This is a genomic window from Paractinoplanes rhizophilus (genome assembly GCF_042664765.1).
Lineage (GTDB): Bacteria > Actinomycetota > Actinomycetes > Mycobacteriales > Micromonosporaceae > Actinoplanes > Actinoplanes rhizophilus.
The window spans coordinates 72,444-96,854 of the sequence record NZ_JBHTBJ010000012.1; the positions used below are offsets into that span (position 1 = coordinate 72,444).

10 protein-coding genes are annotated in these 24,411 nt (G+C 74.6%); 4 read left to right on the forward strand and 6 right to left on the reverse strand.

The window, feature by feature from the left end; genetic code table 11:
• Positions 1 to 108 precede the first annotated feature (108 nt).
• A complete protein-coding gene (locus ACFQS1_RS18425; RefSeq protein WP_378969715.1) occupies positions 109 to 1,821 on the forward strand; it encodes a methyltransferase in 1,713 nt (570 codons plus the stop codon).
• Here the strand turns inward: ACFQS1_RS18425 and ACFQS1_RS18430 are convergent.
• Genes ACFQS1_RS18430 through ACFQS1_RS18445 form a run of 4 tightly spaced genes read right to left on the reverse strand, consistent with a single transcriptional unit; the run spans position 1,790 to position 7,749 of the window.
• On the reverse strand, positions 1,790 to 2,611 hold the full coding sequence (locus ACFQS1_RS18430) for an alpha/beta fold hydrolase (RefSeq protein ID WP_378969717.1): 822 nt from the start codon (positions 2,609 to 2,611) through the stop codon (positions 1,790 to 1,792). The two genes, ACFQS1_RS18425 and ACFQS1_RS18430, sit on opposite strands and share 32 nt — an antisense overlap.
• The gene (locus tag ACFQS1_RS18435; protein ID WP_378969720.1) at positions 2,608 to 3,222 is read right to left on the reverse strand and encodes a class I SAM-dependent methyltransferase; all 615 of its coding nucleotides are present in this window, start codon (positions 3,220 to 3,222) and stop codon (positions 2,608 to 2,610) included. Before ACFQS1_RS18435 ends, ACFQS1_RS18430 begins: the two co-directional genes overlap by 4 nt.
• Positions 3,219 to 4,358, reverse strand: a complete 1,140-nt coding sequence (locus ACFQS1_RS18440; RefSeq protein WP_378969722.1) for a DUF3419 family protein — start codon at positions 4,356 to 4,358, stop codon at positions 3,219 to 3,221. Before ACFQS1_RS18440 ends, ACFQS1_RS18435 begins: the two co-directional genes overlap by 4 nt.
• Positions 4,339 to 7,749: an AMP-binding protein gene (locus ACFQS1_RS18445; protein ID WP_378969724.1), complete on the reverse strand. Its 3,411-nt coding sequence runs from the start codon at positions 7,747 to 7,749 to the stop codon at positions 4,339 to 4,341. The genes ACFQS1_RS18440 and ACFQS1_RS18445 overlap by 20 nt, the downstream gene beginning before the upstream one ends.
• Before the next feature lie 72 nt (positions 7,750 to 7,821).
• Here ACFQS1_RS18445 and ACFQS1_RS18450 point away from each other — a divergent pair, with 72 nt between their 5' ends.
• From ACFQS1_RS18450 to ACFQS1_RS18460, 3 genes are read left to right on the forward strand one after another with little or no spacing between them, the layout of a single operon-like run.
• On the forward strand, positions 7,822 to 9,438 hold the full coding sequence (locus tag ACFQS1_RS18450; RefSeq protein ID WP_378969726.1) for a PfaD family polyunsaturated fatty acid/polyketide biosynthesis protein: 1,617 nt from the start codon (positions 7,822 to 7,824) through the stop codon (positions 9,436 to 9,438).
• Between the two features lie 8 nt (positions 9,439 to 9,446).
• Entirely contained in the window at positions 9,447 to 15,140 is a 5,694-nt protein-coding gene (locus tag ACFQS1_RS18455) for an SDR family oxidoreductase (RefSeq protein ID WP_378969728.1), read from the forward strand.
• Complete coding sequence (locus ACFQS1_RS18460; protein WP_378969730.1) at positions 15,137 to 21,439, forward strand: beta-ketoacyl synthase N-terminal-like domain-containing protein; 6,303 nt, start codon at positions 15,137 to 15,139, stop codon at positions 21,437 to 21,439. Before ACFQS1_RS18455 ends, ACFQS1_RS18460 begins: the two co-directional genes overlap by 4 nt.
• Here ACFQS1_RS18460 and ACFQS1_RS18465 read toward each other — a convergent pair.
• Complete coding sequence (locus tag ACFQS1_RS18465) at positions 21,425 to 23,659, reverse strand: ABC transporter permease (protein WP_378969732.1); 2,235 nt, start codon at positions 23,657 to 23,659, stop codon at positions 21,425 to 21,427. The two genes, ACFQS1_RS18460 and ACFQS1_RS18465, sit on opposite strands and share 15 nt — an antisense overlap.
• Positions 23,656 to 24,312, reverse strand: a complete 657-nt coding sequence (locus ACFQS1_RS18470; RefSeq protein WP_378969735.1) for an ABC transporter ATP-binding protein — start codon at positions 24,310 to 24,312, stop codon at positions 23,656 to 23,658. Before ACFQS1_RS18470 ends, ACFQS1_RS18465 begins: the two co-directional genes overlap by 4 nt.
• Positions 24,313 to 24,411 lie beyond the last annotated feature (99 nt).

Below are 24,411 nucleotides of genomic sequence, written 5' to 3' on the forward strand. Positions count from 1 at the left end.
CGGCCACGCGGCCGCACGCCGATCGGCGGCCGAGGTCTCGCGGGACGGCGCGGCCGGGTGGTACAAGTACCGTGTGCGACTTACGGACGTCGATCAGCGGGGGCCGGCGTGCGGCCGGGGATAGGGTCGGTCGAGGAGGCGCATGCCGGCCACCTCGAGACGATGCTGGCGTACGTCGACGGGCAGGCGCTGGATCGGCGCGAGACGTTTCACGTCTGGGAGGCGGAGCTTCCGGCGCGGGAGCGGGAGGCGTTCGCCGCGCTGGCCGACTCGGCGGCGATCCGGGCGAGCATTCTCGAGGCGTTCCCGGGCTGCACCGTGCACAACGTGGACGAGATGAACGAGGTGTACGTCTCGAACATGGGCGCGAAGGGCTCCGACCACGCCTTTCTGCAGCACCACATCGACGGGCCGTTCGCCTTTCTGCCGTTTCTGACGCTGCTGCGCTGCCTGGTCGTCGTGCGGGGCAACGAGCGGGTCGCGACCATCTTCCTGGCGCAGCGGCGCGGCGAGACCCTCCGCACCGGACAGTTCTGCTGGTTCGACTACAACCGCGACATCCACTACATCACCAAGAGCGGCGACCCGGCCGAGCTGCTGGACGACAGCCGCATCTGCCTCAAGGCGCACTACGCGGTGGTCCCGCGCTGGCTGGCGCCGGTCGGCAAGGTCTTCGCGGGGTGGAACGAGACGTACAACCGGCGCGCGCGGCAGCTGTTCCTCGCGAGCAAGAATCCGCAGTCGGCGATCGGCAAGTTCCTCGGCGCGGTCGTCAACGCCGGCACGTTCGCGTACCCGCTCTTCCTGCGCTACATCGGCGTGCTGAACCTGCTGGTCGTCCTGCTGTTCTGGGGTGTGAGCCAGGGAGATCCGACCGCGCGGACGTACCTTTTCAGTTTCGTCCACTACTTCCTCTACTTCTTCGCCTACACGTTCCGCGCGGTCGAACCGGGCAAGTTCGCGCGCGACGCGACACTGTTTCAGCTGATCGCGCTGGGCACGCTGGCGTTCCAGTACGGCCGGATGGGGCTCGACGTGCCGTCGCTCGTGGTGGCGGCGCTCGGGTTCGGACTGTCCGGGCTGGCGTTTCTCCGGCTCGGGCCGGACCGGACGTATTTCGGGGCCGAGCTCGGCGTCGTGCCGCCGGGCCGGGTCACCGGTTTCCCGTACGGCGTCATCCCGCACCCGATGATCGTCGGCAAGCTGATCGGGTTCGCGGGGCTCGCGCTGTCTGCCCCGTTCCGCGCGGCGTGGTGGCCCCTGCTGCTGGGTCACGTCGCCTTCTACCTGCTCGTCCTGGCCCAGGAGACATCGCGGCGGCACCTGGGCGACACCTATCGGTTCGAGGAGACGTACCGCGACTTCGCCCGCTTCCACCAGCGCACCGGCAACGTGGTCGTCCACCTCGTCACCACCGGGCTCGGCCTGCTCGGCATCCTGGGGCTGATCGGCGCCTTCGTGCCGGCGCCCGCGGCGGCGGTGGCGTTCGCGGCGGCGGTCTACGCGTTCTTCTGCGCGTATACGACACCCGACCAGACCGCGCTGATGTCGATTCTCTTCACCGGCGTCGTGCTCGCGGTCTATCTGGCGCTTCCGGTGCTCGGCTGGCCCGTCTCGGTGGGGCTGCTCGTGCTCGGCACGGCCGCGCAGGAGCTGTCGCACATCGTGTTCCGCGAGCGGACGTACATGAGCTCTTATCAGCGCGAACGCGGGGCCTGGAAGCAATTCCTGCTGCACAGCGTGCTGCTCGTGCCGCTCCTCTGCCGCGCCGCGTTCTTTCGCACGGCCCTCAGAGACCCGAGCGGGCAACCAGCCGCGTGATCGCGTGGCGAAGCTCCATCGGCTTCTCGAAGGGGATCGCGTGGCCGGCATCCTCGAGGATCGTCAACCGGGCGCCCGGGAGCCGCTCCGCCAGGGTGCGTGAGTTGTCCGGCGAGAGCACCCGGTCGCCGGCGCCGGCGATCACCTCGACCGGCACGCGTACGGCGCCCAGCCGGCCCTCGGTCCGATGGAACGACATCGCGACCGCCTGCAGGAGGGTGTTGACGCGCGAATAGCGCTCGGTCCGCTGGATCCGCCGGAGTGGGGCCAGCAGGTCGTGCGCCTCGCCCGCGCTCTTCGTCTCGTGCACGAGCAGGCGATCGCACATCGTCCACACCCGGACGTCCGCCGAGATCGTGGCCGCGACGGTGAGCGGCAGCGAGCGCACGAACGCCGGCGACACCCCGCCGGTCCGAGCCGAACTCGCCGACAGGACCAGGCCGCCGACCAGCTCGGGGTGGCGGAGGGCGAGATGCTGCGCGACCATCCCGCCCATCGAGTCACCGACCACGATCGCGGGAGCGCCCCCGGCGGCGTCCCGCAGGACGGCGGCGGCGTCGTCGGCCAGCGCCGCCAGCGTGTACGGCCGCGGCGAGCGCGCCGACTCCCCGGTGCCGCGGTGGTCGGGCAGCACGACCCGGAACGGCAGCGCTCCCACCCGCTCGAGCCACGGGATCCAGCTGCTCCCGGACCGTCCGTAGCCGGCCATCATCAGGAGCACGCGGTCGCCCTCCCCCGCACACACCTGATACGAGATCCGGTTCACCCGGCGGCGGGTCAGCGGGCTCACGCCGTGAACCGCGCGACGACGAAATAGCGGAGGGGACCGTGCCCGACGTGGCTCGCGCCGTGCCGGTCGAGCAGTTCGTCCGGCACCGCCTCGACGTGGAACGCGGCGAGGAACCGCCGCATCGCCCGCCGCGGCCCGGACGGCAGGCCCGCCAGGTCGGCGAAGTCGACCACCCACAGCTCGCCGCCGGGCGCGAGGTGCCGGCGCGCGTTGCCGATCGCCCGGTCCGGGTCGGTGAACATCGACAGGCAGTACGACATGAGGATGCGCTGCGGCGGCACCCCGAGGACCGCCCCGATGTCGCCGTCCTCGGCGAAGCCTGGCTGAATCCGCGCCCAGGGACAACGGCGCGCCGCGTGCGCGCGCATCACCTCGCTCGCCTCCAGCCCGCCGAGCGCCGCGTCCGGCCGGCGGCGGTGCAGCCGGGCGAGGTTGCGCCCGGTGCCGGGGCCGAGCTCCACGAGCGTCGTCCAGTCGCTCGCGAGCAGGCGGTCGAGCACGCCGTCCCGGCCGAACAGGAAGTACCTCCGCGACACGTCGTAGACGTGATGCGTGAGCCGGTAGTACCGATCGAGGAACGCTCGATGGGACGCCTGCTCCCCGGAGGTCATGCGCCGCCGGCGACCCGGTAGACGTTGACGCGGCCGTAGAGCCGGGTCCGCTCCTGCTCGCTCGCCTCGGTCGAGACCGGCTCGACGCGTTCGTAGAGCTCCGAGAGGCCGAGGCGGTCGACGACGCACGCGCTCTCCACGCTGCGGGTGAGGACGAGCGCGCCGGGCCCGCCGACCCGGGCGATCCGGTGCAGAAGCTGCCGCTGCGCGCCGGCCGGCAGCCAATCCAGCACGTCGCACAGCGAGAAGTGGGACCATTGCCCGGGCGTCGCCGCGGCCAGCATCCGCTGCAGCGACTCGCGGTGGAATCCCACCCGGGTCGGCGCCGCCAGCGCCCGCCGATGGTTCTCGGCCCGCAGGTACGGCGGCACCGCGGCGGGATGGTCGTGATTGAACTCCCCGGTCAGGCCGACCCAGACGAACCAGTTCGTCTCCAGATCGGTCTGCGCCAGCCGCTCGAAGTGCGCGGTGACGACGTCCATCATGGTCGCCGCCCGGTTGGCCCGCAGGTTGCGCTGCCGCTGCTCGAAGTTGACGCCGATGCCGAGCAGGAACAGCGGCGTGTTGACCAGCGCGCGCATCGGCCACGCGCGCCGGGTCGAGGCGAGGATCGGGGCAAGGTGGGCGAGCCGGTCGGCGGGTGGCAGCCGGTGCAGCGCCCGGAGGAAGTCCGCGTCCACTCCCATGGTCCGCCGCAGCCACCGCTGAAACGTGCCGGCCAGGCCCTCGGCGTACAAGTTGGTGCGGAAGCGATCGTGATTCGCGCTCCAGTAGCGCGCCACCCAGGCCGGCAAGTCGATCATCAGCGGCCGCAGGGCGCCCGCCGGATCGGCGTGCCGCCCGCGGCCGAGCAGCTGATAGAACTCGGCGTAGGACGTCACCCGCCGGGTGGCGGCGACCTTCAGGGCCGCCAGCGCCAGGTGGTGCGGGTTGATGTCGATGGCGTCGATGCGTTCCGGGTGCGCGGCCAGCAGGCCGGCCACACCGCAGCCGGCGCCGCTCACCGCCAGCACCCGCGAGCGGGGGTCGAGACCCAGGACCCGGTTGTCGACCTCCGAGTCCTCGTAGAGCAGCGAGAAGGCGAAGAGGTGCCGGAACGTCGCGGCGAACGCGCGATCAGCGAGCTGTCGTGCCACCACGTCGAACCATTCCGCGCAGCTCGCCGGCGAACCGGGCCACCCACCCGTCGATCTCGGCGCCCGACCAGCCGAGGTGGCGCGGCGAGTAGAACCAGTCGATCCGGGTCGTTCCCTCGACGATGGAGCATTCGACGTAGAGCGGGGGTTGCTTCACGCCGCACTCGGGATCCCACATGTCGCCGAGCGGGGCGTCGCGCAGCGCGAACAGGCCGCTCCCGCTCCGCGTCGGCATCTCACCCTGGAAGTTGAACCAGAGCGTCGGGGCCGGGCCCATCGGCACGTCCGGATCATCGTTCAGGTAGGTCAGGGCGTCAAACGACACTCCCCCGGACGGAATGCCGGCCAGGCGCTCGCTCACCGCGGTCAGCGTCTCCCGCGGGCTCTGGGCCGAGCTGTCGTCGAAGGCGAGCGGGAACGAGCAGTGCAGGTCGCCGACCGTCCGGGAGAGGTCGAGGCCGTGCACCGCCGACTGCCGGCCCGAGCTCGACAGCTTGACCACCAGGCGACCGCAGTTCCACTGGCGCTGGGCGGTCCGCACCAGCGCCGCGAGCAGCGTCGTCGCGATCGGGGCGCGGCGTCCGCCGGTGTGGTCGATCCCCACGTCGCGCAGCGCGCGCGTCTCGTCGGGCCGCAGGTGATGGCGTACGGTGACCACGTCTTTCATCTTCGGGCCCGGATCCACCCGCGAGTCGTAGGCGGCCGGCGGCGGCACATCGAGCTGCGCGCGCCAGAAATCCCGGTCGGCGGCGGCGCCCCCGCGGGCGAAATCGTTCATCCAGCGAGCGAACGCCTCGAACGGCGCCGAGCTGCGCGCCAGGCGGAGGCGCTCGCCGCGCTCGTCCAGCCGGCACAGGCTGTCCAGCTCGTCGACCAGGATCGCCATCGTCACGCCGTCCATGACCAGGTGGTTGACGGTGATCAGGAGGCGCTGCTCGGTGCCGGTCGCACTCGTCGCCAGGAGCAGGCGCATCACCGGGCCGTGCTCGACGCTGAGCCGGCGGTGCTGCTCGGGCACGGCCTCGTCGAAGCGGCTCAGGTCGACCGACTCGACGGCGAAACTGCTCTCGATGTCCCCGTATTGCTGGGCGAAGCGGCCGTTGTCGCGGCGGAACCGCAGGCGCAGCGCCTCGTGCCGGGCGACCAGCGCGGCCGTGGCCCGGCGCAGGCGCTCCGGGGTCAGCGGCCGGTGCACGTCGAGCATGACCGCCCGGTTCCACCAGTCCCATTGCCCCAGGCGCAGGGCGTGCACCTGGGCCGGGCTGAACGGAACCGCACCGGTGCGCGGCGCGCCGGGACGCTCGTTCGTCTCCGCAACCGGCGCGGCGGGAACAAGAACGAGGCCCGCGACCTCGCGCAGGGTCGCGTCGTCGGTGACGGCGGCCGGCGACACGTACGCCCCGGTCCGGTCCTCGATGCGCTTGGCCAGGTCCATCGTCCCGAGCGAGTCCAGCCCGAGATCGCGGAGCGGCAGGTCCACCGGCACCTCGTCCGGAGCGGTCAGCCGCAGGACCGCCGCGACCTCCGCCTGCAGCAGCCGGAGCACGTAACCCGCATCGGCGACGCCCTCCGCCGCCCGGCGCGGCTCCGGGCCGGGCCGGCCGGCGAGCGCCGCCGAGCCCAGCGACCCGCTCGCCCACCGGTCCCGGCACTCCCCGCGCCGCAGCTTTCCGCTGGTCGTCTTGGGCAGGCTGCCGGGCCGCACCAGCAGCACCTCGTGGCACTGGACGCCGCAATGCGCGGCCACCGCCGCCCGGATCGCCGACGTCGCGCGCTCGATCGGGACGGGCTCGCCGCCGGCAAGCGCCTTCTTGCGCACCTCGGCCGCCACCACGACCCGCTCGGCCCCGTCGACCCGCACCCCGAACGCGACCGCGTTGCCCGGCCGGAGGATCGGGTCGGCCGCCACCACCGCCGCCTCCAGATCCTGCGGGTGGATGTTGCGGCCGCCGACGATGATCAGGTCCTTGAGGCGGCCGCAGAGGAACACCTCGCCGTCCTCGCCGACCACTCCGAGGTCGCCGGTGCGCAGGAAGCTCCGCTCGTCGCCGGTGGCCAGACGGGCGGCGAAGGTGGTGGCGTTCTCCTCGCCGGTCCGTCCCCAATAGCCGGTGGAGACGCTCGGGCTCCACACCCACAACTCCCCCACGACGTGGGGCGGCCGGGGCAGCCGCGTGACCGGGTCGACGGCGATCACCGACACACCCAGCTCCGCGTCGGGGACGCCGCTGCCCACGAGCGTCACCGCCGGCGCCCCGGGCAAGGCCGGGACGATCACGCCGTCGCGATCCAGCACGGCTCGATCCCCGCGGAGCAGGGTGGGCGCCCGGCCGACCGGGCCGCAGACGAAGAGCACGGCCTCGGCCATGCCGTACACGTTGCAGAACGACGCCGGGTCGAAGCCCATCGGCCCGAACTCGGCGGCGAAGCGTTCCATCGTCGCCGCGAGCATCGGCTCACCGCCCTGGAGCGCGGCGCGCAGCGAGGAGAGGTCGAACGCGTCGCCGTCGCGCCGCCCGCGCAGCACGTACTCGTAGCCGAAGTTCGGAGCGGCGACGTGGGTGCCGCGATAGCGATCGACCGCCTCCAGCCAGAGGCGGGGCTCGGCGAGGAAGGCCAGCGGGGAGAACGCGACGCAGCGCGCCCCGGTGTACATCGCGTTCAGGATCCCGCCGGCGAGGCCCATGTCGTGGAACAGGGGCACCCAGCCCACCAGCACCGAGTCGCCGTCGACCCGGGTGTTGCGGGCGATGAGCTCCAGGTTGTGCACGAGGTTGCGATGGCGCACGACGACGCCCCGGGGCGCCGACGTCGAGCCGGAGGTGTACTGGAGATACACGATGTGGTCCGGGCCGAACCTGCTCGCCGCGGCGGCGAGCCGGGCCGCGGCCTCGCCTGGCTCCGCGCGCTTGGCGCGATCCGACCGGAGCCAGGACAGCTTGGGCCAGCTCGGCGCCGCGCGGCCGCGCAGGCGATGGGTCACGCCGTCGCGCACCGCCGCGAGCGTGGTGAGCGCGCGGTACTTCGCGTGGGTGAGCGCCACGCGAGCGCCGCTGTCCTCGGCGACGTGCCGCAGCTTCGGCAGCTCGCGGCCGAGATCACGCGGATCGGGACTCGCCACCGGCACCGCGATCGCGCCGAGCAGCATGCACCCGAAGAAGCCCGCGACGAACTCCAGGCCGTCGTCGGGCGGGAAGATCAGGAGTACGGGGTCGCCGGCGCCGACCCCGGCCGCCCGCAGGAGATCGGCTGTCCCGGCCGCGCGCCGCACGACCTCCTCGCAGTCGGCCGCGTCCGCCTCCTTGCCGTGGCGATCGAGAAACGTGTAGAGCGGCGCCCGCGGATCGGCGCCGAGGCGCTCGACCATCGTGGTGAGCAGGGTCGCGGTCACGGTGCGGACGTTACACCCCACCATCCCCAGTGGACCTTGGCGATCGGATCGGCCGGGGCTACGGTGGGGCCCATGGCGACGCCTGCGCTGCGCTGGGTGCCCGCGGAGCGTGCGGCGGATTTCTCGCCCGCGGGCATCGCCGAGGGTGTTCGCCGCTTTCGCGAGCCTGTGCACATCGTGCGCGCCCGGCCCGGCCACGAGCCGGGTCTCGGGCTCGGCGGGCGCCTGACCACCGCGGCGGGCGGCGCCGAGCCGGGATACGAGCTGCTCGGCACGCTGCCCGCGCTCTATCCCGAGTGGCTCGGCGACCGGTCCTTCCACCGCACCCACGGCGTGCGGTTCCCGTACGTGGCCGGGGAGATGGCCAACGGCATCGCGACCGTCGCGTCGGTGGTGGCGATGGCCCGCGCCGGCATGCTCGGGTTCTTCGGGGCCGCCGGGCTCGCGCTGCCGGCCGTCGAGCGCGCGGTCGCGGAACTGCGCCGCAGCCTGCCCGGCCGGGACAACTGGGGCGTCAACCTGATCCACTCGCCGGCCGAGCCGGGACACGAGGAGCGCCTGGCCGACCTGCTGATCCGGGCGGCGGTGCCGAAGGTCTCGGCGTCGGCCTACATGGAGCTGACCCCGGCCGTCGTACGCTGCGCGGTCGCCGGGCTGCGCGCCGAGGCCGGGGCCGACGGTGGCATCGCGCGCGCCCGGCACCTGTTCGCCAAGGTCTCCCGCCCCGAGGTCGCCGCCAGGTTCCTCGCCCCGGCGCCGCCCGAGATCCTGCGCGGGCTGGTCGAGCGCGGCCAGATCACGCCGGACGAGTCCGCCCTGGCGGCGCGGGTGCCGGTCGCCGAGGACGTGACCGTGGAGGCGGACAGCGGCGGCCACACCGACAACCGGCCGCTCGCCGTGGTGCTCCCGGCGATCCGGGCGCTGCGGGATGAGCTGGTCCGGCGAAACGGGTATTCCCGGCCGATCCGGGTCGGGGCCGCCGGTGGGCTGGGCGACCCGGCGGGCGTCGCGGCCGCCTTCGCCGCCGGGGCCGCGTACGTGGTGACCGGCACCATCAACCAGCTCGCGCGCGAGGCCGGGCTCTCGGACGCGGCGAAGGGCCTGCTCGCGCAGGCCGATCTGGCCGATGTGGCGATGGCGCCGGCGGCGGACATGTTCGAGTACGGCATCAAGGTGCAGGTGCTGCGGCGCGGCACCCTGTTCGCGGCGCGGGCGAGCCAGCTCTACGAGACGTACCTGGCCCATCGGTCGCTTGCCGACATTCCGGAGGCGACCCGCGAGCGACTCGAGAAGGACGTCCTGCGCAGCACGTTCGACGACTGCTGGAAGCAGACCCGGTTGTTCTGGCTGGACCGCGATCCGCGCGAGGTGGATCGCGCGGAGCGGGATCCGCGCCATCGGATGGCCCTGGTCTTCCGCTCGTACCTGGGGCTGTCCAGCCGGTGGGCGATCACCGGGGAACCGGCCCGGCTGGCCGACTACCAGATCTGGTGCGGCCCGGCGATCGGCGCCTTCAACCGGTGGGCGGCCGACAGCCCGCTCGCCGAGCCGGCCCGGCGCACGGTCGTCCAGATCGCCCTCAACCTGCTCGAGGGGGCGGCCGTCGTGACCCGGGCCCACCAGCTGCGGTCGTACGGCGTCCCGGTGCCCGGCGAGGCCTTCGCCCCGCGTCCACGTCTGCTGTCCTGAGGAGAGCCATGGAACCGATCGCCGTGGTGGGGGTGGCCGCCCTCATGCCGGGGGCGCGCGACACGGCCGAGTTCTGGCGCAACATCGTCACCGGCCGGGATCTGATCACCGAGGTGCCGCCCGGCCGTTGGCCCGCCGGCGGGTTCTACGATCCCGACCCGGCGACGCCGGACACCACCTACAGCAATCGCGGCGCGTTCCTGCCCGACGTCGAGTTCGACGCGCTCGCCCATGGGCTGCCGCCGGCCACGCTCGCGGCCGTCGACCCCGCGCAGCTGCTGGGCCTGGCGGTGGCCGACGCGCTGCTGGCCGACCTCGGCCGGAACCTGGCCGGTCCGCTCGACCGGGAACGCGTCAGCGTGATCCTGGGCAGCTCCACGCTCAGCCGGGTCGGGACGATGGACGCGCGCATCCAGCGGCCGCTGTGGCTCAACGCCCTGCTCGCGCAGGGGATCCCCGGGCCGGAGGCGGCGGCGATCTGCGATCGGATCGCCGAGCAGTACGTGCCGTGGCAGGAGGACTCCTTCCCCGGCCTGCTGTCCAACGTGGTGGCGGGCCGGATCGCGAACCGCCTCGACCTGCACGGCACCAACTGCACCGTGGACGCCGCCTGCGCCAGCTCGCTCGCGGCGGTGGCGGCCGCCGCCAACGAGCTCGCCCTGGACCAGGCCGACCTGGTCGTCACGGGCGGCGTGGACGTGACCAACAACCCGCTGATGTACGTGTGCTTCAGCAAGACCCCGGCCCTCTCCCCCACCGGCGACGTGCGCCCGTTCGCCGCGGACGCCGACGGCACGCTGCTCGGCGAGGGCCTGGCGATGCTGGGCCTGAAACGGCTGGACGCGGCCGAGCGGGACGGCGACCGCGTCTACGCCGTGATCCGCGGGCTCGGCACCTCCTCCGACGGGCGGGGCGGGGCCATCTACGCGCCGATGGCCAACGGGCAGGTGCGGGCGCTGCGGCGGGCGTACGAGGCCGCCGGGTACGGCCCGGACACGGTCGATCTGGTCGAGGCGCACGGCACCGCGACCCGGGCCGGCGACGCCGCCGAGTTCGAGTCGTTGCGCCGGGTCTTCGGCGAGACCGGGCGGCCGGACACCGGCTGGTGCGCGCTGGGCAGCATCAAGTCGCAGATCGGGCACACCAAGGCGGCGGCGGGCGCGGCCGGGCTGATCAAGACGGTGCTGGCCCTGCACCAGCGGACGCTGCCGCCGACCATCAAGGTGCGCGAGCCCCATCCGGGCCTCGGCATCGAGGACAGTCCGTTCCATCTGAACACGGTCGCGCGCCCGTGGACCCGCCCCGCGTCCCACCCGCGGCGGGCGTCGGTCTCCAGCTTCGGCTTCGGCGGCGCGAACTTCCACGTCACCCTGGAGGAGCATCGCGGCGGCAACGCTCCCGCCCGGTTCCGCGCCGGGGCCGCCGAGCTCGTCCTGCTCAGCGCGAACTCGCCCGACGAGCTGGTCGCCGGCACCACCGCCGAGTTCGACGCCGGTCAGCCGTGCCGGCTGGCGATGGTCGCCGCCGACGGCGAAGACCGGCGGGCGAAGCTGGCCCGGGCCGCGGAGGTGCTGGCCCGGCGGCCGGCCGAGTCGTTCGCGCTGCCCGGCGGGATCTGCTACGAGTACGGGCCGGCCGAGCCGGGCCGGGTCGCGTTCGTCTTCCCCGGGCAGGGGTCGCAGTACGCCGGGATGGGCCGCGAGATCGCCCTGGCCGTGCCGGTGGCGCAGGACGTGTGGGATTCGGCCGCCGGCCGGGGCCTCAGCGACATGGTCTTCCCGCCGCCGGCCTTCACCGACGAGGCGCGCGCGGCGCAGGAGCACCGGCTCACCGACACGCGCTGGGCGCAGCCGGCGCTGGCCGCCCACAGCCTGTCGCTGCTCGCGCTGCTCACCTCGATCGGGCTCGAGCCCGACTGCGTGGCCGGGCACAGCCTGGGCGAGCTGGTCGCGCTCCACGCGGCCGGCGTCCTGGACGCGGAGACCCTGCTGCGCCTGGCGCGACGCCGCGGCGAGATGCTGGCCGAGATCGACGCCGAGCCGGGCACGATGCTGGCGGTCGACGCCGACCCGGACGTCGTGGAGTCGGCGATCAAGGAAGCGGAGACGCCGGACGTCTGGCTCGCGAACCGGAACGCGCCCGGGCAGACCGTCGTCTCCGGCGCCGTGCCGGCGATCGACGAGCTGCGCGAGCGGCTCGCCGCGAACGGCATCGGCGCGCGTCGCCTCGCGGTTTCCGCCGCGTTCCACAGCCCGCTGATGCGGGCGGCCGAGGCGCCGATGCGCGACTTCCTGGCGACGCTCGACCTGGCCGCCCCGCGCATCGACGTGTACGCCAACGAGAACGCGGCGGTGTACGGCCGGGAGCCGGCGGCGATCCGGCGCGCGCTCGCCCGGCACCCGGCCGCCCCGGTCATGTTCCAGGACCAGATCGAGGCGATGTACGCGGCCGGCGTGCGGACGTTCGTCGAGGTGGGCCCGGGGGCCGTGCTCGGCGGCCTGATCGGGCGGATCCTCGGCGAGCGGGAGCACCTGGCGGTCAGCCTCGACCGCCGTGGCCGCGACGGCGTGGCCGCGTGCTACGAGGGCCTGGGCCGGCTCGCCGTCCGCGGCGTCGCGATGGACCTGACGAGGCTGCCGACCGGCCCGGACCCAGCGCGCCCGGCGGAACCCCCCCAGTCCCGGATGCCGGTCCGTGTCAACGGGACAGGTTACGTCCCGCCGGCGGCACCCGAGCCTCCCCTGCCGACCACTCCCGTGCCCGAGCCGGCCTGGCCGGCGTCGATGCCACCGACCACACCGATCCCTCTGGAGCCCGTCGCCCCGATGACCGAACCCGAGCGAAGCGCCGACTGGCTGGCCGCGATGCAGGAGATGCAGCGCCAGACCGCCGAGGCGCACATGCACTTCCAGCGCGTTCTGGCCGACTCGCACCAGGCCTTCCTCCAGATGGCCGAGAACACGTTCGCCGCCTTCACCGGACAGCCACCGCGTCCGGCGCCCGGCCCGCCACCAAGCACCTTCGAGCCCCCGCCCTTCGAGCCCCCGCCCTTCGAGCCGCCGCCCTTCGAACCCGCCGTCGTCGAGCCGCCTCCGGTTGCGTCGATGACCGTCCACCGGCCCGCTCCCCCGCCACCCCCGCCACCCCCGCCACCACCGCCTCCACCTGTCGAACAGCTCTCGGCCAAGGAACCGGTGAGCCTTCCGCTGCTGCTCTCCGTGGTCGCCGACAAGACCGGCTATCCGGTGGACATGCTGAACGGGGGCATGGACCTGGAAGCCGACCTCGGCATCGACTCGATCAAGAAGGTGGAGATCTTCGCGGCGGTCCGCGAGCGCGCGGACGGACTCCCGGCGACCGATTCGGACCGGATGGCCCGGCTGTTCCAGGCCCGCACGCTCGACGAGGTCATCCGGGGCATCGACGCCGGCCCCACCAGCCCCGGGCTGCCCCGATTACAGGTCCGGCCGGCCCTCGCGCCGGCCTGCGGACTGGCGCTGGCCGGCCTCAAAGACGGGCCGATCACCGTCGTCGACGGCGGCAGCGGGCTGGCGCCGGCCGTCGTTCAAGAACTTCACACGTACGGCGTCAGCGCGGTCGCCGCGGACGCCCCCGCAAGCGACGCGCATGGCCTGATCCTGCTCGCCGGGATGGCGCCGATCTCGGACGCGGGCCGGGCCGCCTCGGTGAGCCGGCGCGCGTTCCGGGCCGCGCGCACGGTCGCCGCCGGCATGGCCGAGCGCGGCGGTGTCTTCGTGACCGTGCAGGACACCGGCGGCTGCTTCGGCCTGATCGATCCCGATCCGCAGCGCGCCTGGCTGGGCGGGCTCGCGGCGCTCACCCGGACAGCCGCCCGGGAGTGGCCGGCCGTAGCCGCCAAGGCCATCGACTGTCGGCGCGGCGGCCGCGCCCCGGCGGAGGTCGCCGCCGCCATCGTCGCCGAGCTGCTGACCGGCGGCCCGACCCTCGACGTCGGCCTGCGCGCCGACGGCACGCGTTGGACCCTCACCGAGACCGAGACCCCGCCCTCCCCGGTCGACCTGCCGGTCACCGGGGATTCGGTGCTCGTCGTCAGCGGCGGCGCCCGTGGCGTCACCGCCGCCGCGCTGCTCGCGCTGGCCGCGACGGGCCGGCCCCGCATGCTGCTGCTGGGCCGCACTGTCCGCACCGGCGAGCCGGAGCACCCGGCGCCGGCCGGACCAGCCACGTCGCAAGCATCGCCCCTCGACCAGGCCGACGACGAGCCGTCGCTCATCCGTCTGCTGGCCGAGCGCGACCGCGCCGCCACCCCGGCCGAGCTGACCGCCCGCGCTCGCGCCATCCTGGCCGGCCGCGAGGTGCGCGCGACGCTCGCCGGGCTCGAACGCGCCGGGGCGACCGTCCGATACGCGGCCGTCGACGTCGCCGACCGCGCCGCCCTCGACCGCGAGCTGGCCCGGACTCGCCGGGAGTGGGGTCCCGTCACCGGGCTCGTCCACGCGGCCGGCACCCTCGCCGACAAGCGCATCGAGGCCAAGACCGACGACCAGTTCGATCGCGTCTACGCCACCAAGGTCGACGGGCTCGGCGCGCTGCTCGACGCGACCGCCTCCGATCCGCTGGACGTGCTGTGCCTGTTCTCGTCGGTCGCCGCGCGCTACGGCAACCCCGGGCAGTGCGACTACGCGATGGCCAACGAGGTGCTCAACCAGGTGGCCCTGGCCGAGCAGCGCCGGCGGCCGTCCTGCCGGGTCCGCGCGATCGGCTGGGGACCGTGGGAGGCGGGCATGGTCACCGAAGCCCACGCCGCACAGTTCCGGCGGCTCGGCGTCCCGCTCATCCCGGTCGACGCCGGCGCCCGCGCGTTCGTCGCGGAGCTGAGCACCCCCGGTGACGCGACCCAGGTCCTCATCACCGGCGGCGAACCCACCGAGGCCACCGGGCCGCGATTCGCCGCCGAGGCGCGGGTCGACGCGCGCACGCATCCCTTCCTGGCCGACCACGCACCGGCCGGCGTGCCCGTGCTTCCGCTGGCCATGGCGTTGGAGTGGTTCGCCGCCGTCGCGCGGGCACGCCACCCGGGGTGCCCGGCCGCGCTGGCCGACGTTCGTGTCCTGCACCGGATAAAGCTTCCCGAGCTGGCGACCGGCGGCCACCGCTTCACGATCGAGGTCGCTCCGGCCGGCGAGGCTCGGATCGGCAACCACTACCGCGCCCGGCTCGCCGCCCCGGAACGGCCGCGAACGTGGACCGCGCCGACCGGCATGCAACCCTTCACCGGATCGTCGGTCTACGAGTCGGTCGCGCTGTTCCACGGCCCCCGATTCCAGGTGCTGCGGCGGGTGCTGGGGCTGTCCCGGCACGGCGCCGAGGCAGAGGTGGCCGGCTTGCGGGCGGCCGGCTGGCCCGACACTCCCGGGCAGACGGACGCTGCCTGGCAGACGGACCCGGCGGCGGTCGACGGCGCCCTGCAGGCCGCGGTGCTGTGGGCGCGGCACGCCACCGGCGACGCGACCCTGCCGATGGGCGCCGACGCGGTGCGCGTCCACCGCCCGGGACCGGCGCCCTCGACGCTGCGCTGCCTGGTGCGCGCCGCGGCCGTCGCCACCGACCAGGCCCGCTGCGACATCGCGTTGGTCGACGAGGACGGCGAGGTCCGCACCGAACTGCTCGGCGTCACCCTCGTCCGGCGCCCCGACATCGCGCCGGCGGGCCGGGCGTGACCGGTCGCGCCGAGCCCTGGTTCGAGCCGATCGCGATCGTCGGCCGCGGCTGCGTGCTGCCCGGCGCGCTGAGCCCCGAGCAGTTCTGGGACACCATCGCGTCCGGCCGCGTCGCGCTCGATGCGGTGCGGCCGGAGGACTGGCGTCTGCCGCCCTCCGCGGATCTCGCCGGCGCGACGGCCGGTCTGGTCCGGGGCTTCGCCGAGGTCTTCGATCCCGAGGGGTTCGCCGTCGAGGCCGGAGAGATCGACGCGTACGACCCGGCGCTGCAGTGGGTGCTGCACGCCGGCCGGGCCGCCCTGCGCGAGGCCGGTGACCGCGCCTGCCCGGCGCGCACCGGGCTGGTGCTCGGCAACCTGGGGTATCCCAGCCGGCACCTGGCCGCGTACGCCGAACGGGTCTGGCGGGACGGCCACGCCGGCGGGCTCGACCCGCGCGACCGCTTCTGCTCCGGGCTGTGGGCGCACCTGGCCGCGAGCGCCCTCAGGCTGACCGGCGGGTCGCTCGCCCTCGACGCCGCCTGCGCCTCGGCCCTCTACGCCATCAAGATCGCCTGCGACCGGCTGCACGACGGCACGGCCGACCTGATGCTGGCCGGCGCGGTGAGCGGCTGCGACGGCCTGATCATCGACGCCGGCTTCGCGGCCCTGGGCGCGCTGAGCCCGTCGGGCCGCAGCCGGCCGTTCCACCGCGCCGCCGACGGGCTGATTCCCGCCGAGGGCGCGGGCCTGCTCGCGCTCATGCGCCTGCCCGACGCGATGGCCGCGAAGGTTCCGGTCCTCGGCGTCGTACGCGGCATCGGTTTGTCGAACGACGGCCGGACCGGCGGGCTCCTCGGCCCCGCGGAAGAGGGCCAGATCCGGGCCATGCGCACGGCTTACCGGCTGGCCGGGTTCGGCCCGGAGACCGTGGAACTGCTGGAGTGCCACGCCACCGGCACACCGATCGGCGACGCGGTCGAGGCCCGGTCGACCGCCCGATATTTCGGTGACCGCCCGGAGCCGCTGCCGATCGGCTCGGCGAAGGCCAACGTCGGCCACCTGCTGACCGCCTCGGGCGCGGCCGGGCTGCTGAAGCTGCTCGCCGCCATCGACCACGGCACCTTACCGGCCACGGCCGGCCCCACCGACCCCATCGACCAGCTGCGCGACGGCCCGTTGCGCCTGCTGCAGGCGAACGAGCCGTGGTCGGGCCCACGGCGACGCGCCGCGATCAGCGCCTTCGGTTTCGGCGGCAACAACGCCCACCTGATCGTCGAGGCCTTCGACGGCCCGCACACACCCGGCGTCGCGGTGCCCGCCCTCCCTTCCCCACCTCCGCCCGCGGCGCCGTCGCCACCCGCGGCACCGGCACCGGCACCGGCACCGGCACCGGCACCGGCCGAGATTGTCATCGTCGCGATCGGGGCTCGCGTCGGCGACGTGGGCGCCGACGGGCTTCGGGACGCCGTGCTCAGCGGCCGGGCGCCCGGGGCGGCGCCGGACACCGTCGAGGCTGCGCTCGACGGGCTGCGGTATCCGCCCCGCGACCTCGGGGAGGCGCTGGGACAGCAGGTCCTCGCGCTGGAGGCCGCCCGCGAAGCCGTCCGCGGGATCCGGCTTCCGGCCGAGCGCACGGCCGTCCTCATGGGCATGGGCTGCGACCCCGAAATCGCTCGCGCCCACGCCCGCCGGCGCCTCGAGGCCGCGGCCGGAACCGGTGGCAGGATCACCGGCGCGGCCGATCGCGCGGGCGGCGATGAGGTCGGGCCGCCGCTCACGGCCGCTCGGGTGCTGGGTGCCATGGCGAACATCGTGGCCAACCGGATCGGCGGCCAGCTCGGGCTCTCCGGGCCGGGCTTCGCCGTCAGCGCCGAGGAGGCCTCCGGCACCGCGGCGCTGGAGCTGGCGACCCGAGCGCTGCGCGCCGGAGACGTCGACGCCGTCATCGTCGGGGCGGTGGATCTGTCCGACGAGCCGGTGCACCGCGCCGCCCTCGCCCAGCTCGGCCTGACCGGCGAGCCGGCCGACGCGGCCGTCGTGCTCGTGCTCAAACGCCGCGACGACGCGCGGCGTGACGGCGACGAGATCATCGCCATCGTCGATGGCGAGAGGCCGGCCGGGGCCGCGCGCGGGGACCGGGACGACCGCCTCTTCGGCACTCCGCACGCCGCGGCGGGGCTGCTCGACGTGGCGGTCACGGCCATCGCGCTGCGGCACCGGGCCCGGCCGCGTGCGGGGCAGCCCGCCCGGCCGCACCTCGGCGCGACGACGGCCGAGGTGGTCACGCCCGTGCTCGGGGCTCCGCCGGCCCGGGTCCGGCTGCGCGCCGCCGGTGCCGCGCCGTGGCGGCCGGGTCCATTGCCGCGGCTGCACGTCTACTCGGGGGCGGACCGGTCGGACGTGATCGCGGCCGCCTCGTCCGGCGTGGAGAGCGACACCGGCCCGGCCCGCCTGGCCGTCCTCGCCCGCGACCCCGCCGAGCTGGCCGGGCGGATCGAGGGCGCGCGCGCCTGGCTCGCGGGCGAGGCGTTGCGCCCGGCCGGCGTCGCCTTCCGGGAGACGCCGATCGGGGGCGAGACGGCCTTCGTCTATCCGCAGAGCACGTCCTTCTATCCGGGGATGGGCGCCGACCTCGCCGTCCCCTTCGCCCCGCTGGTCGCCGACCCGGACGCCGCGCTGGTGTCCTGGCTCTACGAGGACGAAACCTACGGGGACGAAGCCGACGGGGACGAAACCTACGGAGACGAAACCTACGAGGGCGGCACCGAACCCGAGCCGCTCGACCAGATCCTGGCGACCGGCTTCCTTTCCGGCCTGCACACGCGGATCTCGCGCGAGGTGCTGGGCATCGAGCCGCACGCGGCGCTCGGGTACTCCTCGGGGGAATCGGCGGCGCTCGTCGCGCTGGGGGCCTGGACCGACGCGCCGGCGATGGCCGCCGAGGCGCGGGCCGACGGGGTGTTCGCCCACGACCTGAGCGGCGAGCTGCGCGCGGTTCGCCGCTTCTGGGCACGCCACGGCGTCGCGGGCGAGCGGTGGGCCGGCTACCTCCTGGCGGCGGACCCGGAGCGGGTGCGCGCGATGGTCGAGGGCGAACGCGCGGTACACCTGGCGGCCGTGTGCGCACCCGGCGCCTGCGTGGTGGCCGGGGAGGAACGGGCCTGCACGGCCTTCGCCGAACGCTTCGACCCGGGCGCCCGCATCCGGCTCCAGCTGCTGGCGGCGCACGTTCCCGAGGTGGCCGAGGTGCGCGACCGCTGGCACGCGCTGCACCGGCGGCCCACGACGAGCGTGCCGGGCATCCGGTTCTACCGCGGGGCGACCGGCGACTGGTATCACCCGGCTGAGGAGTCGGCCGCCGACGCGATCACCGAGCAGATGATGGCGCCGGTGAACTTCCCCCACCTGATCGAGCGGGCCTGGCGGGACGGCGTCCGGGTCTTCGTCGAGCAGGGGCCGGCCGCGCAGTGCACGGGCTGGATCCGCCGCATCCTGGGCGACCGGGAGCACCTCGCGGTGGCGCTGGACGCCGTGCCCGGTCGGGGCCTGTGGTCGGTGTCGGCGGCCGTCGCGGAGCTGGCCGCCGCCGGGGTTCCGGTGCGGCACGACGGGCTCGAGAGGTATTTCGCGACGTCGCCCGTCCCCCGGCCCGCGACGATCGCCTTGCCCAAGCGGCTCCCCGAACCGCTCCTGGCGCCGGCGGAGTTCACGGTGATGGAGCCCGCCCCGGAGCTCGAGCCGATGCCTCCGCTGCGGCCGTCGGATCCGGCCACGACGGCTGCTTTGGGCTGGCGCGCTTCCATCACGGCCGCCCATCGCCAATACCTGGAGATCCAGGCCGCCGCGCACGCTCGTTTCCTGAGCGGCCGGGCGGCAGCCGCCGCGATGCCGGCCCACATCGCGCTCCCGGCGCCCGCACCAGCCAGGCCGGCATTCCCCGGGCCCAGCTTCGACCGCGCGCAACTGGAACACCTCGCGTCCGGGCGAATCTCCGACCTGTTCGGGCCGGCGTTCGCCGCGCAGGACGACGATGTGCGGCAGACCCGGATGCCGGGCCCGCCACTCCTGCTCGCCGATCGCGTCCTCGGCATCGACGCCGAGCCGGGCCGGCTGGGCCGGGGCGTCATCTGGACCGAGACCGACGTGCGCCCCGACTCCTGGTACCTCGACCCGGCCGGCCGCATGCCCGCCGGCCTGGTCGTCGAGGCCGGGCAGGCCGACCTGCTGCTGATCAGCTGGCTCGGCGCCGACCTGGGCAACCGGGGCGAGCGGGTCTACCGCCTGCTCGGCAGCGACGTGACGTTCCACGGCTCGCCGCCCGGTCCCGGCCGGCGGCTCCGCTTCGAGATCCGGGTCGTCCGGCATGTCACGCACGGCCCGGTCCGGCTCTTCTTCTTCGAGTACGACTGCCACGTGGGCGACGCGCTGCTGCTGACCGTCCGCAACGGACAAGCCGGCTTCTTCACCGACGAGGAGCTGGGCTGCTCCGGCGGGGTGCTCTGGGACGCCCCCACCGGCGGAGCTCACGAAGGCGTACCGGAAAAACCGCCTGTTGCCTTTGACCTCGATGCCCTGTCAGCGTTCGCCGACGGCCGGCCCGATGAATGTTTCGGGCCCGAATGGGCGGCGACCCGGGCGCATGTGCGCACCCCGCGCCTCGGATCGGGGCGGCTGCGCCTGCTCGACGAGGTATCCGCCTTCGACCCGGGGCGTGGTTATCTGCGGGCCGAGACGACCGTCCGCCCGGACGACTGGTTCTTCGACGGCCACTTCCACAACGACCCCTGCATGCCCGGCACCCTCATGTCGGAGGCGTGCTTCCAGGCCGTCTCGTTCTATCTGGCCGCTTGTGGCCACACGATCGCACGCGACGGGTGGCGGTTCGAGCCGGTGCCGGGACGCACCGCGCGCATGCGTTGCCGGGGGCAGGTCACCCCCAAGAGCCACAAGCTGACGTACGAGGTGTTCGTCACCGAGATCTCGGACGGCCCGTTCCCGACCGCCGTCGCGGACGTGCTGGTCAATGTGGACGGTCTGAAGGCGTTGCACGTCGCCGGTTGCGCGGTGCGGCTGGTCCCGGACTGGCCGCTCGACCACTGGCGGCATCTCGGGCCGCCGGCGGTGCAGCGGACCGCCCGGCCCGAGCCGCTCCCGGCGCTCGGCGGGCTCGCCGGGCATCGCGATCCGGGGCCGGTCGCCCGGATCGGCGACCTCCCGCTGGGCTATGCCTCGCTGCTCGCCTGCGCGTGGGGCCGGCCGACGGACGGGCTCGGGCCGATGGCCGAGGCGTTCACCGGCGGGCGCCGCGGACCGCGGCTGCCGGGGCCGCCGTACCACTTCATGAGCCGGGTGGTCGCGGTCGAGGGACCGTATCAGGGCATGGCGGTCGGCAGCGCGGTCGTCGCGGAGTACGACGTGCCCGCCGAGGCCTGGTACTTCGCCGGCCGTACCATGCCGGTGGCGGCCCTGATGGAGGTCGCCCTGCAGCCCTGCGGGTGGCTCGGCTGCTACGTCGGCAGCCCGGTGCAGATCGACGCCGAGCTGCTGTTCCGCAACCTCGACGGCGACCTGCGGATCCGGCGCGAGGTGCGGCCGGGCGCCCGGGTCGTGCGCACCCGCGCCGAGCTCACGGCCGTGTCCCGGGCGGCCGGGATGATCATTGAGACGTTCCGGATCGAGTGCCACGCCGACGGCGCGCCGCTGCTGGCCGGCACCGCCGTGTTCGGGTACTTCCGGACCACGGCGTTCGCGCAGCAGCCCGGCCTGCCGCCGGACCCGGCCGAGCGCGCGCGCCTGATCGAGCCGTGCGCGAACCCGACGGAGCTGCGCCCCTCCGCCGGTCCGATGCTCACCATGCTGGACCGGATCACCGGGTACTGGCCCGAGGGCGGGGCGGCCGGGCTCGGGCGGCTGCGCGCCGAGACGGACGTCGACGCCGGCGCCTGGTTCTTCAAGGCCCACTTCTTCCAGGACCCGGTCATGCCCGGCTCGCTGGGCGTCGAGGCGCTGTGCCAGCTGCTCCAGTGGTACCTGACCGACCGGGGCATCGGGGCGGATCTGCCCGGCGCGCGCTTCGAGCCGGTCGCGCTGGACGAGCCGCTGCGGTGGACGTACCGCGGCCAGATCGTGCCCACCGACCGCCTGATCACCGTCGAGCTGGAGATCCTGGAGATCCGCGACCGGGCGGCGTTCGCCCGGGGCTGGCTGTGGATCGACGGCCGCCGGATCTACCGCGTGGACCGGCTCGGCGCCCGGGTGGTCGCCGGGGACCCGGCGCCGCCCGGGCGCCGGGTCCCGCGGCCGTCACTCGGTACGTAGCGCCACCGCCGTCCGGGTCCGGGCCGCCCACCCCGCCGGGAGCAGCGCGCCGCCGGCCGCGAGGACCAGCCCGGCCAGCGCGAGGACGGCGAGCAGGACCGGGGCGTACACGTCGATGGTGCTCTGCGGCAGCCGGATGCCGGCGCCGTGCGCCATGGCGGGCACGGCCCAATGGTGCAGGAGGTATCCCGCCGGGACGCCGGCGGCGCCCCCGAGCAGGCCGGGGATGGCGACCGAGGCGATGACCATCGCCGCCGTCTGCTTCGGCGTCATGCCCACCGATTTGTGTACGCCGATGTCGTGCACCCGATCGCGCCACTCGAGCACGACCGCGTTGAGCACGCCGAGCGCGGCCACCGACACCAGCAGCGCGGTCAGCAGCGCGGTCAGCGAGTCGAGCACGATCAGCGTCCCGTCCGGGCCCTCGGCGCGGGTCGCCTCGGCGTGGACGTTCGCGCCCCGCAGCGCCGCGAGGTAGGCGGCCCGGTCGGTGCCGGGCTTGAGCTTGACGTACCACTCGAGGATCGGCTCGACATCTTCAACGCCGGCGATGTCGGTGTAGAGGTGGTTGTTGGCGCTGCCGTCGAACACCTCGCCGACCAGGGTGAGCGGCCCGTGCCCGGCCCCGGTCACGGTGTCGCCGATGTGCTTGCCGGTGGCGGTGAGGAAGCCGGTGTTGACGACCGCCTCGCCGGGTGCGGTGTACCAGCGGCCGTCGAGCATCTCGTATCCGGCCCACCGCATGTCGCCGCTCGTGACGGTGCCGCGGGCGGGCTCGCGCAGCCCGTCGACGACGATGTCGGCCGGCCCTCGGCCGTAGAACTGCCCAGTTCCCGGCGCGGCGGCGATGGCGGCCCGCGGATCGGCGCGGCTCTCCCGGTCGGGCAGGACCAGCACGTCGGCGGAGGTCTCAGGTTTCTGGTCGGCGGCCTGGACGTGGCGCAGCGAGGTGGCCAGGCCGATGGCGAACGTCGCCGCCGCCGTGCCGAGCCCGATCGTGAGCAGCATGACCAGCAGCCGGGCCGGCCGGGTGAACGGCTGGGCCAGCCCGAGGCTGAGCGGGCGCGGCAGCCGGCTGCGAGCGGCGAACCGGGCGGCGACGCGGCCGCGGCGGCTGTGCGGGGCACGGCCGACGGCGAGCGCGTCGACCGTGCGCAGCCGGGCGGCCCGCCACGCGGCCGGGGCCGCGGTCGCGCAGATGACCAGCACCGCGCCGGCGACCGCGGCGACGTCCACCCAGGGGGTGACCGACATCGGGACGGTGCCGAACAGGTCGGCGACGTCGGCGGTCAGCGGCACCGCGAGGAGGTCGCCGGCCACGATGCCGAGGACCGCCCCGATCATTCCGGGGATCAGGGCCTGCACCAGGCACGCGCGCACCACCTGGGACGGGGTCAGCCCGAGCGCCTTCATGACGCCGATCCGGCGGGTGGCCGAGGCGACCGTGCCGGCGGTGACGTTGCCGATGACGAGGGCGGCGAGGGCGAGGCCGATCAGCCCGAACGCGCTCAGCAGCGGCACGTACAGCTGGGTGCGGTGCGCGGCGTCGTTGCGGACCTCCAGCCAGGACTGCGTCTGGACGCCCGCACCCAGCGCGGTCCGGTGCGCGGTCATCGCGGCCTCGGTGCCGGCGTCGGCGTACCGGTAGAGCATCTGCCAGCCGGTCTGGCCGAGCGCGACGGCCTCGTCGGGCGTCACCCAGCCCTGCGCCGTCTGGCTGAGCGACCGGGCCTCGCCGACGACCGTCAGCGTGGACCCGTTCGCGAGCTGCAGGGTGGTTCCGGTGGGGATCCGCAGGCTGGTGCGGGCCACCACGACCTCGCCGGTCGTGCGCGCCCAGCGCCCGGCCAGCAGGGTGACCTTGTCGATCGGGTCGCCGCTCGGGTCGGCCCGCCCGACGACCTTCAGCGGTGGCGTGGGCGGGAACTGCGGGTCCTCCTTCACCACGGCGGTGGCGACCGGGAAGGGACCGATCGCCCGATCGCCCTGTGACGCGGTGGCCGCGGCCTGCGCCCTGGTCGTCTTGTCGGCGTCGAAGAACGCGGTCAGGTGAGCGCCGTTCTGCCGGGCGAAGGCGTTGGCGAACGGCGCCGAGGACGCGGCCAGCAACAGGCCGGCGAGAACGGTGGCGGTCACCGCCATCGCCGTCGCCGCGATGATCACGACGGTGGAGACGCGGCGGCGCCGCGCCCCGCGGATGACGGTCCGGATGGCGCTCACGCGGTCACCTGACCGTCGACGAGGCGTACGGTGCGGGTGGCGACCGCGGCGGCGAGGGTCTCGTCGTGGGTGACCAGGACGATGGTCTGGCCATCGGCGTGCAGGTCGGCCAGCAGCTTGCGCACCTCCGCGCCGGACGCGGTGTCGAGCGCGCCGGTCGGCTCGTCCGCGAGCAGCAGCGACGGCCGGTTCATCAGCGCCCGCGCGACCGCGACGCGCTGCCGCTCCCCGCCGGAGAGCCGGCCCGGGTAGGCGCCGGCGTGCCGGTCGATGCCGAGCGTCTCGAGAAGCTCGCGGGCGCGCTGCCGCGACCGGGCCGCGGGCCGGCCGGCGATCTGGGCCGGCAGCAGCACGTTGTCGGCGACGGTCAGATCGTCGAGCAGGTTGAAGAACTGGAAGACCAGGCCGATGGAGGCGCGGCGGTACCGGGCGGCGGCGGCCTCGCCCAGCCGGTCCACCCGGGTGCCGGCGACGGTGACGGTGCCCTCGGTCGGACGGTCGAGGGCGGCGATCAAGTTGAGCAGGGTCGACTTGCCGCTGCCGGACGGGCCGAGCAGCGCGAGGCATTCCCCCTCGTCGACGTGCAGGCTCAGATGGTCGAGGGCGGCCTGGTCGCCCTCGTAGCGGCGGCTCACATCTACGACGTCAATCATGGTCCGGGACGTTAGGGACACCCGGGCGCCGCGGTCGTCGGCCGGGAGAGCGCATTCGCGGGACCGGGTCATCCTTGCGGCGTAGTCGGGAGATGGATG

Bases quoted from the DNA above. Each gene is read 5' to 3' on its own strand.
- ACFQS1_RS18435 (WP_378969720.1), bottom strand. From the start codon at position 3,222: ATGACCTCCGGGGAGCAGGCGTCCCATCGAGCGTTCCTCGATCGGTAC.
- ACFQS1_RS18450 (WP_378969726.1), top strand. From the start codon at position 7,822: ATGGCGACGCCTGCGCTGCGCTGGGTGCCCGCGGAGCGTGCGGCGGAT.
- ACFQS1_RS18455 (WP_378969728.1), top strand. From the start codon at position 9,447: ATGGAACCGATCGCCGTGGTGGGGGTGGCCGCCCTCATGCCGGGGGCG.
- ACFQS1_RS18470 (WP_378969735.1), bottom strand. From the start codon at position 24,312: ATGATTGACGTCGTAGATGTGAGCCGCCGCTACGAGGGCGACCAGGCC.